9 protein-coding genes are annotated in these 14,341 nt (G+C 65.2%); 2 read left to right on the forward strand and 7 right to left on the reverse strand.

The features are described from left to right. The first annotated feature begins 112 nt into the window (after nt 1–112). Nucleotides 113–1,273 (forward strand): DUF6268 family outer membrane beta-barrel protein, encoded by a 1,161-nt coding sequence (locus LJ737_RS05640; RefSeq protein WP_227763605.1) that lies wholly within the window; start codon nt 113–115, stop codon nt 1,271–1,273. A 260-nt stretch (nt 1,274–1,533) separates the two neighbouring features. On the opposite strand, the gene ppk1 is transcribed toward LJ737_RS05640, so the two are convergent. From ppk1 to LJ737_RS05675, 7 genes are all read right to left on the reverse strand, one after another. After that, nucleotides 1,534–3,627 (reverse strand): polyphosphate kinase 1, encoded by a 2,094-nt coding sequence (gene ppk1 / locus LJ737_RS05645; protein WP_227763606.1) that lies wholly within the window; start codon nt 3,625–3,627, stop codon nt 1,534–1,536. Nucleotides 3,628–3,717: 90 nt separating this feature from the next. Then, the gene (locus tag LJ737_RS05650; protein WP_227763607.1) at nt 3,718–4,215 is read right to left on the reverse strand and encodes a SixA phosphatase family protein; all 498 of its coding nucleotides are present in this window, start codon (nt 4,213–4,215) and stop codon (nt 3,718–3,720) included. 168 nt (nt 4,216–4,383) lie between these two features. Further along, a complete protein-coding gene (locus LJ737_RS05655; protein ID WP_227763608.1) occupies nt 4,384–6,096 on the reverse strand; it encodes a GEVED domain-containing protein in 1,713 nt (570 codons plus the stop codon). Nucleotides 6,097–6,380: 284 nt separating this feature from the next. Next, a complete protein-coding gene (locus tag LJ737_RS05660) occupies nt 6,381–7,646 on the reverse strand; it encodes a M43 family zinc metalloprotease (RefSeq protein WP_227763609.1) in 1,266 nt (421 codons plus the stop codon). Between the two features lie 222 nt (nt 7,647–7,868). Beyond that, complete coding sequence (gene hflX / locus LJ737_RS05665; RefSeq protein ID WP_227763610.1) at nt 7,869–9,233, reverse strand: GTPase HflX; 1,365 nt, start codon at nt 9,231–9,233, stop codon at nt 7,869–7,871. 190 nt (nt 9,234–9,423) lie between these two features. After that, complete coding sequence (locus LJ737_RS05670; RefSeq protein ID WP_227763611.1) at nt 9,424–10,299, reverse strand: GNAT family N-acetyltransferase; 876 nt, start codon at nt 10,297–10,299, stop codon at nt 9,424–9,426. An 81-nt stretch (nt 10,300–10,380) separates the two neighbouring features. Next, nucleotides 10,381–12,972 carry a cellulase family glycosylhydrolase gene (locus LJ737_RS05675; protein ID WP_227763612.1) on the reverse strand — a complete coding sequence of 864 codons (2,592 nt, stop codon included), beginning with the start codon at nt 12,970–12,972 and terminating at the stop codon, nt 10,381–10,383. 183 nt (nt 12,973–13,155) lie between these two features. Between LJ737_RS05675 and LJ737_RS05680 the strand changes: the two genes are divergently transcribed. After that, nucleotides 13,156–14,274 (forward strand): glycosyltransferase family 4 protein, encoded by a 1,119-nt coding sequence (locus LJ737_RS05680; protein ID WP_227763613.1) that lies wholly within the window; start codon nt 13,156–13,158, stop codon nt 14,272–14,274. Nucleotides 14,275–14,341: the final 67 nt, after the last annotated feature.

A 14,341-nucleotide genomic window follows, 5' to 3' on the forward strand; every position in this document is an offset into this window, starting at 1 on the left:
CTTTTTGTTGGCGCCTGATTTACATCACCGCGGCCGGTGTAGCCTTTTCGGCGCGTTTGCGTTTAGACCAGCACCGTTCCCGGTTGTCTTACCCTTTGTCGCACTCGCCCCAATGAATACTACTACCCCGTCGCTCACGTGGCGCCTTGGCTTGAGCTTTTCCCTGCTGTTGCTGGGCTTTTCGGTCGCGCAGGCCCAGGACCAGCCCCCGCGCAAAGGCGGGGAGCCGGTGCGCACACCGGTGTACCCGCCCCCCGCCCCGCTGTCGACCGACACGGCCCGCACCGACCAGGTCGGGCAGAGCCAGGAGTTTGCCGTGCCCTCGGTGCTGGGCAGCGGCCCGAGCAAGGGCGTGGTGGCCCACTACGAGCGGCTCGGCAACTTTTCCATCAACTCCAAGCTGCGCGACCGGGAGCCCGAAGGCCGGGCCAGCACCAACGTCACCAAGAATGCGCGGGCCTACATCAAGGCGTACGCGCCGTTGATCAACCACCCGCACCTGAAGATGATTCTCGGCCTGAACTACGACCGGGAGGAGTTCAACTTCAAGAGCCCGGAGGGCAGCACGTTCTACCGCAACCTAGAAGAGAAGGGGCTGAAGGTCATCGGGGCGCAGTTGGCTGTCATCCGACCCGTGGACCAGGTGCACTGGTACATTGCCCGCATCAAGGGCGAGCTGAACGGCGACTACACCTCCAGCGAGCTGGACGTGCACGACTACCTGAAGATGTCGGGCGAGTTTATCTACGGCTGGAAACGCTCCCCCAACTTTGCCTGGGGCATCGGCGGGCAGCTGGGCTACACCTTCGGGCGGCAGAGCATTTACCCGGTCATCCTTTACAACCGCACGTTTAACCCGCGCTGGGGCGTGGAGGCGCTGTTTCCGGCCCGCGTGTCGTTCCGCTACAACGCCACCCGCAGCACCCTGCTTTTCGCCGGCTACACCGTCGACGGCTACAACTACAACATCAAGCTGCGCGAACCGCTGCAGAACGGGCAACAAACCCTCATCCTGCGCGAAACCGAGCTCAAGCCGCGGGTACGCCTGGAGCGGGAGATTTACGATTTCCTCTGGTTCGGGCTGGAGGCCGGCTACCGCTACAACGTGTCCTTCAACGCCCTCGACGAAGCCAACAACAAAGGCCTAGGCCTGCTGCGCAAGAGCCCGCGCCCGCTGCTGCTCGACAACACCCTGGGTGGCGCCCCCTACGCCGCCTTCGAACTGTTTCTGGTGCCTCCGCGCAAGTTCCTGAACAAAACCGCCAGCAAATAAGCTGCCGGCTCACCCCGCCGTCATTGCAAGCAACGCGACGCAATCCTTCCCCTCGCGGCACGACGGCCCAACGGCAGAAGCGAAAATAACCCCGCCCGAAACTGCAGATGCCAGTTCCGGGCGGGGTGGTTTTCGGGCAGTAGGTATTGGGGCGGCGTTGTTACTGGAGGAAGGATTGCGTCGCGTTGCTCGCAATGACTGCTTCCCGAACCCGCCATGCCTCCTCGCAATGACAGCGGGGTGGGCCGGCGGGAGCTTGGCTACTTGCGGCGCTTTTTGCGCAGGTACTCGTAGGTGGCCTGCTGGGCCCGCACGGGCTTTTCCTCGGCGCCGTCGCGCAGGTACTGGTTTTGCCAGTCGCGCGACTTTTGGTTGTCCTGGCGCTGCAGATCGAGCAGGTGGCGCACCTCGCGGCGCACGTCGGGGTCGTAGAGGGGAAAGGCCACTTCCACGCGCCGGTCGAGGTTGCGCGACATCCAGTCGGCCGAGGCCACGTAGATGCGCTCCTGCCCGCCGTTGCCGAACACGTACACCCGGGCGTGCTCCAGGTAGCGGTCGACAAGGCCGCGCTGCTGAATGTTTTCGCTCTGACCCGCTGCGCCCGGTATCAGGCACGATATGCCGCGAATGAGCAGCTCCACCCGCACGCCGGCCTGGCTGGCCTCGTAAAGCTTGCGGATCATGCCCTCGTCCTGCAGCGCGTTCAGCTTCAAGATGATGTAGGCCTCCTGGCCCGCGCGGGCGTGCTCGATTTCCACGTCGATGAGATGATTCAGGCGCTGGCGCAGCTCGAACGGCGCCACCAGCAGGTGCCCGAAGGGCGCGGGCGTTTCGCGGGAGCGGAAGAAGTCGAAGATGCGGGCCACCTCGGTGGTCAGCCGCTCGTCGGCCGTGAAGAGGCCGTGGTCGGCGTACACGTGGGAGGTGTCCTCGTTGAAGTTGCCGGTGCTCAGGTAGGCGTAGTGCCGCGGGGCGCCGTCCTCCTGCCGCGTGATGAGCAGCAGCTTGGCGTGCACCTTCAGCTCGGGCACCCCGTAGATGACCACCGCGCCGGCGCGCTCCAATTTTTCGGCCCAGCGGATGTTGGATTCCTCGTCGAAGCGGGCTTTTAGCTCCACCACCACGGTCACGCGCTTGCCGTTTTTGGCGGCTTTCAGCAAGGCTTTGGCCACCTCGCTTTTGCCGGCCACGCGGTAGAGCGTGATGCTCACCTCGGTTACGGCCGGGTCCTTGGCCGCCTCTTTGATCAGGCGCGTGACGTAGTCGAACGACTGGTAGGGGTAGTGGATGAGGTGGTCGTGCTGGGCCACGGCGGCCAGCAAGCTCTCTTCCTTGGCGCGCGGCAGCGAGGGATGGGGCAGGGCGTTTTGCGGCGGGTACTGCAGCTCCTTGAGCCCGAAGCCCGGAAAGCCGAAAAAGTCGCGGAAGTTGTGGTAGCGGCTGCCTTCCACCAGTTCGTCCTTGCCGATACCGGTTTTCTGCATCACGGCCCGCAGCGCCGGCTTGGGCATGGTCGGGTCGTAGAGCAGGCGCGCGGGGTAGCCGGTTTCGCGCTTTTGCAGGCTGCTCTTGATTTTGGCCAGCAGGTTGCCCGACACCTCTTCCTGGATGTCCAACTCCGCGTCGCGCGACATCTTGATGCTGCTCACTTCCACCGTCTGGTACTTCGGAAACAGCTCGTGGGCGCAGCAGCGCACCACGTCGTCGAGAAACATCACGTAGTGCTCCGCGCCTTGGTCGGGCAATTGCACGAACCGGCCGCCGTGGCGCTTGGTGGGCAGCTCCAGTACCAGCACGCGCTCCTCGTCCGCGTCCTTTTTGCCCTTCACGTGCCCGGTCAGGTACACCACCAGGTAGGTGACCTGGTCTTTAAGGAACAGGTGGTGCAGGTTGTCGTCGAGCACGATGGGGGAGAGCAAATCCTGCACCCGGGCGCGGAAATACTCCTGCACCCACTGCCGCTGCTCGGCGCTCAGGTCGTGCTCCGTGACGAGGTGAATGTGCTGGCGGTGCAGCTCGGGCAGGATCTGGTTGCGAAACGTGTCGCCGAATACCTCCTGTTGCCGGCCCACTTCGGCCAGCACCTGCTGCAGCTGCTCGGCCGGGTCGTCGCCGAGCTTTGCGCGGGTTTTGCGCTTGAGGTTCTGCAGGCGGCGCAGCGTGGCCACGCGCACTTTGAAATACTCGTCGAGGTTGGAGGAAAAAATGGCCAGAAACTTTAGGCGCTCCAGCAAAGGTACCTCGGGGTTCTGGGCCTCCTGCAGTACGCGGGCGTTGAAGGTGAGCCAGCTTTGCTCGCGGTTAAGCAGCGTCGGCTCGGCGGACGGCGGCGGTGTGGGGGCGTCGTGCGGCATGGGGCAAAGGGAGTCGGGGAAGATGTGAAGCCGTGTACGGAGTCCGGGCTAGCAGATGCACCACTCACAATTTCACAAATTCGCCCTGGGTTACTCTTCGTGGTTTTTCGGCGAGTCCACGAAGTACAGTTCGGCGTTGCTGCGCTGGACGTCGGCCCACCGGTCGGTCTGGAAGTGCAGGCACACCACGGCGGCCGTGGCCATTTCGTGCACGGCGCTCGGCGAGAGGTAATTCACCGCGTCGGTCATGGTGGGGTTGTGGCCCACCAGCAGTACGCTGCCGGCCTCTTCGGGCAGCTCGTGCACCACACCGACCAAGCGGTCCAGGTCGGCTTCGTAGATGGCGTCGAGTACCTGAATGCCTTCGGGTGGGTAGTTCAGCTCCTTGGCCACCAGGGCGGCGGTGCTCAGGGCCCGCACGGCCGGGCTGCTCACCAGCAAATCCAGCTGAATATTGCGCTCGGCCAGGGCCTGGCCCATTTGGGGGGCGTCGGCGCGGCCGCGGTTGTTGAGGGGGCGTTCTTTGTCGCTGAGCCCGTCGAAGTTCCAGCTCGACTTGGCGTGGCGCATCAGGTACAGGATTTTCATGGGAAGAGGGGGGAGTAGGGGTGGCGGGCTTCTTTACTGAAGCCCGTCAAAAATGGTTATCTGCTCGGCAGGGGCCAAAATAAAACCCGCTCCACCAGGGGCGGAGCGGGTTTGAACGTGGTAAGTGTGACGGCGGCGCCGGGGCGCCGCGGGCCTGCCGGGCAGGAATTATTGCTTCACGAAGCGCTGGTGCACCACCGTGCCGCCGTCGGTCAGGCGCAGGGTGTACACGCCGGCCGGCAGCTGCTGCACTTCCAGCAGGCCCGAGCCGTCGTAGCGCACCTGCTTCATGCTGGCGCCGCGGGCGTCGAATACCTCCACCTGCACATCGGCGGCTTTGTGCTCGGCCGGCAGCACCAGGTTCAGCACGTCGCTGGTCGGGTTCGGGAACAGCTTGTAGTCGGCTACCGCGGCCTTGGCCGATTCGGCGGTGCGCAGGCCACCCGAGATGGTGATGGCGTAGTCCTCGGTTTCGCCGTAGCTGTAAGAGCCGCAGCTGGTCGTGGCCGAGTTGTCGCTCATTACTACGCGCATGCGGGTGGTGCCGTTTTTGGCCGTGCTCGGCACCGTGAAGGCGCTGCTCAGCGTGGTGCTGGCGCTGCTGCTGCGGCTGGCCACCAGCTCCCCGGCGTCGGTGAACACGCCGTTTTGGTTGTAGTCGATGTACACCTTCCAGTACTCGGTGTAAGCCGTGCTGGAGTAGCCGGCCGAGTAGTAGATGGTTTGGGCCGAGCCGGCCGCCACCGTGGTGCCCAGGGCCGTGCCGTCGTAGTAGCCGGCGTTGGCGCCCGAGCTGCGGTTGATGGAGCCCAGCTGCACCAGGTCAATCCACTCGTAGCTTACGCTGCTGCCCTTGGAGGCACAGTACGATACCGGAGTGGGCGTGCCACCGCCGCCGGGAGCCGTGCCGCCGGCCGAGGTTAGCAGGCCCACCCGGGCGCCGCCCGAGGCAAACAGCGCGTTCATGCGCGAGGACTGGCCCGTCGAGAACATGTACATGGCCGCGTCGTCCACGTAGTCCATGTAGTTCATGAACATGTCGCTGGTGTTCGAGCACGAGGGGTTCGGGTAGGTCGGCGTGCCGTAGTTTTCGTCGGCCTGGTTGGGCGTGTCCGATACGTTGTCGGTGCCGGTGCAAGCCGTGCCGTCGTCGCCCCAGATGTGGTTCAGGTTCAGCCAGTGGCCTACTTCGTGGGTCGCGGTGCGGCCCAGGTTGAAGGGCGCCACGGCCGAACCGCCTTTGCCGAAGGCCGTGGTCAGAATCACCACGCCATCGGTAGCGGCCGCGCCGCCGGGAAACTGCGCGTAGCCCAGCACGCCGCCCGAGAGGTTGCACACCCACAGGTTCAGGTACTTGCTGGAATTCCACGCGTCAAGGCCGCCGGTGCTAGCCTTCTTCATCGCGTCGTTGGTGCCCCACGAGGTGGTGGAGGTTTGCTTCCGCTCGATGCCGGTGGTAGCAGCGCCGGTGGGCGTCTGCTTGGCCAGCACGAATTGCACGCCGACGTTGGCCACCAGCCCGGCAAACGCCGACGGGGTCTTAGTGTAGTCGGTGTTGGTTTTGCTGTAGTCCTGGTTCAGCACGTCAATCTGCGACTGAATCTGGGCGTCGGAAATGTTCTGCGCCGTGGTGTTGTAGAGCACGTGCACCACCACCGGGATGGTCACCACCGCGTTGGTGCGCTGGGCGACGTTGCCCTTGTTGGCCAGGAACGCCTGCGTCTGCGACTCGATGGCGGCGCGGCGCCCGGCCAGCGTGGGGTCGGCGGCGAGTTGCGCTTCGAAGTTGTCAACGGTGGCGCACTTGCGGAGCGACTGCGCCTGGGCGGCGGAAGTCAGCAAGCCCATGCACGCCAATGCAGCGTAAAGGGTTTTTTTCATGAAAAAGGGGTTGGTTGTGGAAAAAGAGGGGCGTTAGGACTTTTTGAAAGTCGGGGCGGCAAGTATTGAAATATTTACCTTGCTAACAAGTGTTTGTTGAAAAAATGTTTGAAAATGGCGCCGTTATCGTTCTTATTATGAATAATTTCCACAACCAATGTAGGTATCGGTATGAGTTGCGCACCGGTGGTTTTATCGGATGAGTACAATTTGCCGGGAAAGCAAAAAAGCGCCCTTCCCGGCTGGGAAGGGCGCTTTTGGCAAGATTGGTCGGGGCATTGAGCCTATTCCTTCATGAAGCTCTTCTGCACCGTTTGCTGGCCGTCGTTGATGGCCACGCGGTACAAGCCTTTGTTCAGGCCCTGCACGTCGAGTTGGCCGGTGGCGGCGTTGTAGCGGGCGGCTTTCATCAGCTGGCCGTGGATGTCATACACTTCCACGCTGGCGTTGGCGGTGCGCGCGCCCACGGCGTCGGTCAGGGTCAGCGTCGTCGAAGCCGGATTGGGGTACAGCGAGTACGAAGCCAGCATGGTGCGCGGAGCCGTGCCGCCGGTCGAGGTCAGCAGCGAGGCGCGGGCGCCGCCGGCGCCGAACAGCGCGTTCATGCGCGACGACTGGCCGGTGGTGAACATGTACATGCACTGGTCGTAGGTGTAGTCCATGTAGTTCATCGACATGTCGCCCTGGTTGCTGCAGGTCACGTGCGGGAAAGCCGGGCAGCCGCCGTTGCTGGTTTGCTGGGTCGGCGTGTCCGACACGAGGTCGTTGCCGCAGGTGGCGTCGCCCCAGATGTGGCGCAGGTTCAGCCAGTGGCCGATTTCGTGGGTCGCGGTGCGGCCTTTGTTGTAGTTGGTCGCCGAGCCGCCGGGCACCGACGAGTAAAGCACCACTACGCCGTCGGTAGCCGCGGCGCCGCCGGGAAACTGCGCGTAGCCCAGCAGGCCCTGGCCCAGGTTGCACAGCCACAGGTTCAAATACTTATCAGCCGGCCACGCGTCGTCGCCGCCTTTGCTGGAGTACTTCACGAAGTCGTTCGAGCTGAACGAGCGGGTTTTGGTTTGCTTGCGCACCACGCCGGTGGTATTGGCACCGTTGGGGTCGCGCTTGGCCAGCACAAACTGGATGTTGGTGTTGGCGGCTAGGCCGGCGTAGAGGGCGGGCGTGTTGGCCACGTCCGCATTCAGCTTGGCGTAGTCCTGGTTGAGCTGAGCAATCTGCGCGTCAATCTGCGACTGGGGCACGTTTTGGGCGCTGGTGTTATACACCACGTGCACCACCACCGGGATGGTCACTACCGCGTTGGTGCGGTTCATGGTGGGGTTAGCAACGAAGTTGCGGGTCTGGGCTTCGATAGCGGCCATGCGCTGGCTCATGGCCGGGTCGGCGGCCATCTGGGCGGCTAGCACTTCCATCGAGGCACACTGACGGCCGGGCGTCTCCATCTGGGGTTGCACCGATGGTACTACGGCGCGGCCGGCATCCTGTGCCGTGGCGGGCAACAGGGCGGCAAAGCTCAGACCAAATGTTAGGGCGTAGAACGTTTTCTTCATACTGGGGTTTGGTGGTTGTGTTGGCGAAAATTGTCTTGTAATAGACGAATAGCTTTACATAAAAGCAAAAAAATGGTTGCTAAATTTTAAATTAGGCAAATACTATGTGTTTATGAGCGAGGAAAATAAAATGTCAATAGAAGCTGAATAGGGCAAAAAGAAGAGCCTGACCAGGGGACAGGCTCTCGATAAAAACAGGATTTTGTACGGATAAGCGCAAGCCTATTCCTCGGCACTGTAGGCCGATAAATCCGGGAACGGCGGGTGGCCGGGGTACTGCTGCTCGTAGATGGCGCGCAGGCGGCGCGAAATCATGCTGCGCAGCTCGTCGATGTTCTGCCGCTCCTGGGCCGAAATGAAAATGACCGGGTCGTGCAGGCGGGCCATGTAGGAGGCCTGCAACTGCTCCAGCGTGGGGCGCTGTTGCACGTCGTCGGCGTGGTGCAGGTCCTCGGCGTGGTCGGGCTCCACGGCGTGCAGGTGGGCGGCCGGGTCCACGTCGGTCTGGTACTGGTCGATTTTGTTGAACACCAGCAGCGTGGGCTTTTCGGCCGCGCCGATGTCCTTGAGCGTGTCGTTGACCACCTGAATGTGTTCCTCGAACATGGGGTGCGAGATGTCAACCACGTGCAGCAGCAGGTCGGCTTCGCGGATTTCGTCCAGGGTCGACTTAAAGCTCTCGATCAGGCGGGTGGGCAGCTTGCGGATAAACCCGACGGTGTCGGACAAGAGGAAGGGCACGTTGTCGAGCACCACTTTGCGCACCGTCGAGTCGAGGGTAGCGAAGAGCTTGTTTTCGGCAAACACGTCGGTGCGGGCCAGCAGGTTCATCAGCGTGCTTTTGCCCACGTTGGTGTAGCCCACCAAGGCCACGCGCAAAATGCCGGTGCGGGCCTTGCGCTGGGTCTGGCTTTGCTTGTCGAATTCCTGGAGCTGGTCCTTGAGCAGGCTGATCCGGTCGCGCACCACGCGGCGGTCCGTCTCGATTTCCCGTTCGCCCGGACCGCGCATGCCCACGCCGCCGCGCTGCTTGTCCAAGTGACTCCAGAGGCCGGTGAGGCGCGGGAGCAGGTATTGGTACTGGGCCAGTTCCACCTGGGTGCGGGAAGTGGCCGTTTTGGCGCGCGAGGCGAAGATGTCGAGGATGAGCAGGGTGCGGTCGAGGATTTTGACCTTCAGTTCGGCCTCCAGGTTGCGCAGCTGCGAGGGCGACAGGTCGTCGTCGAAAATGACCACGCTGCTGCCGTGGTGCTGCACGTAGGCGCGGATTTCTTCCAGCTTACCCGAGCCGACGAAGGTGCGCAGGTCGGGCTTTTCCAGCTTCTGGATGAAGCGTTTGGTGGGCACGGTGCCGGCCGTTTCGGTCAGGAAGGCCAGTTCGTCGAGGTATTCGGTGGTCAGCGCGTCGTCCTGGCGCTTGTCGGGCACGGCCACCAACACGGCGGTTTCCTGCTCCAGCGAAGTTTCGTAGGTGGCGTCTTTGTTGCCCTTGGCCAGAATGCGGCCGGCGCGGCCCTTCACCGAATCGACGGCGCCGGGGTGGCGGGTGCTGTTCTGGCGGCGTTTGGAAGCGGGGCGGTTTGCCATAAGGAAGTAGTCAGGAGTAAGGTCGCAGCCGACACGGGCCGGCTGATACAATGGGGTGGGAGTGGTGGCCCGGGCGGCGTGGCCGGCGGCCGCAGGCCGCGCCCGGGCGGAAGCCCGCCGAAACCGGCTTCCGCTGACAACATACGGCAAATCTACGGCGGGGATGAAGCGCGGCCGCCGGCGCCCGTGCCTACTTCAGCGTGAGGCTGTAGGCGGCCACCTGCTCGATTTGCTCGGGCGTGAGCTGGCCCTGGAACGCGGGCATCTTGCCCATGCCGTGCGTGACCATGTACGCCCGGCCCATCTGGTTGAGGTTGCTCTTGGTCAGGTCGTGGGCGCCGTTGAGGCCGCGCTTGCCGTCGGGACCGTGGCAGAGGGCGCAGTTTTGCTCGAAAAGCGCTTGCCCGGCGTCCACCACGGCCGGGGCTTCGGGGGCGGCGGCCGGTGGCGCCGCGGCGGGTTTTTCGGTTTCGCGGCCGCAGCTGCCCAGCAGGGCCAGCACCAAGGCTAGGCCGGCGGCGCGCAGCCCGGCCGCCACCGGCGCGGCGGCCGGGCGCAGGCGGCCCCATTGCCACACCTCGCCCCAGTTCGGGTCGAGCACCGGGCCTTCGTAGGCGAGGCCGGCTTTTTCCAGCACCCGGCAGGAGGCGTTGCGCCGGGGCTGGGTCAGGGCCGTCACGCGGCGCACGGCGGGCTGCGCCAAGGCGTACTGCACCAGGGCCCGGGCGGCCTCGGTGGCCAGGCCCTGCCCGCGGAAGGCTTCGGCCACGCTGTAGCCGATTTCCACCGCGCCCTGCTCGTCGGGGCGGCCTTTGAAGCCGGCCAGGCCGATGAGCTGCCGGGCCTCGCGGTGCACCAGCAAGTAAATCCACCAGGGCTGCAGCGACGGGTCGCGGCGCAGGTGCTGGTAGCCGGGCGCCAGGGCGGCCTGGGCTTCGGCGGAACCGGGCCAACCGGCTTCGGCAGCCACGCCCAGCACGGCGGCCAGCACGTGGTGACCCGCCAGCGCGGCCTCGAAATGGGCCGGCGTGCAGGGAATCAGTTGCAGGTGGGGGGTGGTGAGCATGGGGTGAGGCGGGTGAGGAGCGAAGCAGCAAGGTACGGCCAAACGCCGTGGCTTCGGCCCGGCGCAGCCCGCCGGCGGCGGTTACTGCAGCTGCACCGATTCGATATCAACCTGCAGCGGGCTGCCCGTAGCCGGCCCGTCGACCACCACTTGCAGCACTTCGGCGTCGGCCAGGCGCAGCTGGGCGGGCTGGGTGGTGGGCTGAAAGTGCAGGGGCAGGAAGCCCGGGTAGGGGCGTGGGGTGATGAGTAAGGGCGCCGGCTGCAGGGCGCTGAGCGGAATGCGCACGGTTTGCCAGTCCGTGGTCAGCGCGAGCGGGGCGGCGTAGGCCGCCGCGTCCTTGGTGACGAGCAGTAGCTGCACCCGCGCCCCGGGCTGGCTCGTGCGGGCGCGCACCAGCAGCTCTTTGGCACTGGCCAGCTCCCCGGCCCTGCCCGCCAGCTGATCGGCAAAGTAAGCCCGCAGGCTTACGGCCGGGGCGGGCTCGGCCGCGCGGGCGCCCGGTTTCGGTACGGGCACCACCAAGCGTAGGGCCAGCTCGCCGGCGGGCGTGGTCACGTAGTCGGCCCAGCCCGAGAAGGCGTTTTCGGTGCCGCGCACTTCTACGCGGCGCTGGTCGTGGGCGGCCCGGTAAAGCGGCAAAGGGCTACCCGCTGCCACAATGGGGACTTCCCAATGCTCTTGGGAGTAAAAATCCCAGTCGCGGGGCTGGCCCGGCACGCCGCCGGGGAAGGTCAGGGGCCGCTGACCGGGGCGCTTCAGCACTACCCAGTAGCGCAGCTGGCCGGGGTAGAGCAGCTCGGCCGGCACCGTGGCCTCGGCGGTAGTGAGGCCGCGGCGCGTCATCGGTAGGGTGCGGGTGCGCCCGTACCAGTGCTGGGCCACCAGCAGCAGGGAATCCTGCGGGCCGGCGCCCGCCACCTGCACCGGCAGGCGGAGCGGCTGGCCGGCAGCGGCCTGCGCCGGCGGCGTGGGCCGGAGGCCGGGCAGCCCGGGCGTCGGCGCCGGCGCTACAAACTCGGCCAGCCCGAGTCCGCCAAGCTGGGTTTCGGCAGTCCATTTTGCGGTTGTCTTGCCGCGGGCCGTGAGCAGGTAGGTGCCAGGGCGTACCGCCAGCGCCCCGCCCTGGGCTTGCTGTTGGGCGCTGTTGCCCTTGTTAACCCCGCGCAGGCTGAACTCGGCGCCCAAGTCAGGCAGCTGCAGGCGCAGCGGCTGCTCGTTCCACTGAATGCTGGTCACCACCTTGCGCAACGAAGCCGTTTCAAACGGGTCGCGCAGGGGCACGGCGTCGGGCATGACTTCCAGGCGCCAGACGCCGGGCGCCAGCCGGTCGAGAAAGTAGGCGCCGGTGCCCGCGTAGGTAACCACCGGGGAGGAGCCCACGCCGGCCAGGTGCTGCAGCTTTGCTGGCTTCTTCGGGGCGGTGCGGGTGTTGTTGGTGTAGTAGAACTCCTCGTCGGTGTTCATTTCGCTCAGCTGCTCGCGGTAGCTGACGCGGAACGGGCCAAACACCGAATCGGCGGGGTAGCGGCGGAACTGCTGCCCGCGCTTCACCTCGCGGAACACTTTGCCGGCAATGAGCAGGCTCAGGGCCTTGCTCGGGGTGTAGGCCAGGTTCAGGTAGTGCGTCTGGTACTCGGTGTTGAAGGGCGCAATGGCCAGCGGATCGTAGGCAAACTGCGTGGCCCACTGAAACCCGGCCTCGCGGAAGCTGCGGGCCATCATCGGGTACATGACGGGCTGCAGCACGTCGGCCGACTCGAACTCGTACACCATCTTGGCCCGGCGCCGGAAGCGCGGGTCGTTGCGGTACGGAATGGGGTACTGGTCGACGTAGGGCAGCAGGTTGCCGCGCAGCTCGTGCCCGCTCACCAAGCCCTGCGGGTACCACTGAAAGGTGAGCCCGTCCACGTTGGCGTCAAGAATGGCCTCGTGCACGGCGAAATTCTCGGCGATGTTGTAGAAAATGGGCTTTTGCAGGCCAGTGGCCCGCATGGCCCGCACCATGCGGTTGGCGAAGTCCGTCACCTGCGCCTGGGGCTCGTGGTAGCGGGGCTCGTTGCACACCTCGAAGGCAATGATATCCGGGTCGTCGCGCAGCAGCCGCTTGGTGTAGGGGTTCTGGTGGTTCAGAAACTGCGTCAGGTACCGCTCCTGGGCCGCAATGGCGCGCGGGTTCACGTAGGCCTCGGCCTTGGAGTAGATGCTGGAAAAGCCGGTGCCGGTGTCGGGCTCGGGGTAGCCGTTGTTCCAGTAGGCAATGGGCGTCAGAATGGTCTTGATGCCGCGCTGCTTGAGCTCGGCCAACAGAAAATCGAGCAGGCGCAGGTGCTCGTTCGGCTGCAGGTTGCCCAGCGTATCGGTGATTTCCACGTCCCAGACGTGCACGCGGAAGGCGTCGACGCCCAGCCGGGTCAGGTGGTACACGTCCTGCCGTATGGCCTGCTCCACGTCGGCCCCCACGGCCTGGTGGGCTCGGTAAGCGTGGGCGAAGGGCGCGGTGTAATTCACCCCGAACAGGGCCACCTCGCGCTTGGTATCCTGCCAGCGCAGCACGCCTTGGTTGTCCACAAACACGCCGGCCGCGGGGGCGGGGGCGCGGCGCTGGGCCTGGGCCGGCAGCGTGAGGCCGCCCAACAGCAGCGGCAGCAATAGAAAACGCAGGAGCTTCATAAGCAGAGGCCGGCTGAAGGGCCGACGCGGGCTGGCAAAAGTACGGCTGCACGCGGCGCGCGGGTTAGCCCGGCCGCGCGCCCACTCGCCACGTGGGGCCGGCCGCGGCCTTCTGGATGCGGCGTAGCCCCGCCGCCCGTGCTACCTTTGTACCACCGGTGCCCAACCCGCGCCGGCTTTTTTATGCGCGTTGCCATCGTCATCAATACCAGCTGGAACATCTGGAACTTCCGCCGCAACCTCGTGCGCGCCTTGCAGCAGGCCGGCCACGAGGTGCTGGCCATTGCCCCGCCCGATGCCTATTCCGAGCGGCTGGAAACCGAGCTGGGCTGCCGCTACGTGCCCATCCTGATGGAAAACAAGGGCACCAACCCGGTAAAGGATGCCGCCCTCACGCGCCGCTTCTACCAGATTTACCGTCGCGAGCGGCCCGACGTCATCCTGCACTACACCATCAAGCCCAATATCTACGGCACCATTGCGGCCAAGCTGGCGGGCATTCCGTGCGCCAACAACGTGTCGGGCCTGGGCACGGTGTTCATCGTACAGAATATGGTGAGCAAGATTGCCCTGGGCCTGTACCGCTTCGCGTTCCAGTTTCCCAAGCGGGTGTTTTTCCAGAACGACGACGACCGGCAGCTGTTTCTGCAGCACAAGCTGCTGCGCAAAGAAATTACCGACCTCGTGCCCGGCTCCGGCATCGACGTGGACAAATTCCGGCCCGACTCCGCCGCGCCCGTGCGCCACGAGCCCTTCGTCTTCCTCATGATTGCCCGCGTGCTCTACGAAAAAGGCGTGGAGGAATACTTCGAGGCCGCCCGGCAGGTGCGCGCCGCGGTGCCCGGCACCCGCATTCAGCTGCTCGGCGGCATCGATGAGTCGGGCGGGGTAGGGGTGAAGCGCGTGGTGTTCGACGAGTGGATGAAGGCCGGCAACGTGGAGTACCTCGGCACCTCCGACGACGTGCCCGCCCACATCCGGCAGGCCGACTGCGTGGTGCTGCCCTCTTACCGCGAAGGCACGCCCAAAACCCTGCTCGAAGCCGCCGCCCTGGGCAAGCCCCTGGTCACCACCGACGTGCCCGGCTGCCGCGAAACCGTCGTCGACGGCGACAACGGTTACCTCTGCCAGGTGCGCTCGGCCGACGACTTGGCGGCCAAGATGCTGCAGGTGCTCGGCCTGCCCGACGCCGAGCTGCGGCGCATGGGCCAGGCCTCGCGCCGCCTGGCCGAAACCAAGTTCGACGAGCGGCTGGTGCTCGACAAATACCTGCGTACCGTGGCCGAAATCGGCCGCCGCTAATGCCTCTTGGGCGGCCGCTGCGTAGTTTTCGGCCGCCCTTCCCCTTGCCTCTCCCCCTACTTGCCCG

It is taken from the genome of Hymenobacter sp. 15J16-1T3B, assembly GCF_020711235.1.
GTDB lineage: Bacteria > Bacteroidota > Bacteroidia > Cytophagales > Hymenobacteraceae > Solirubrum.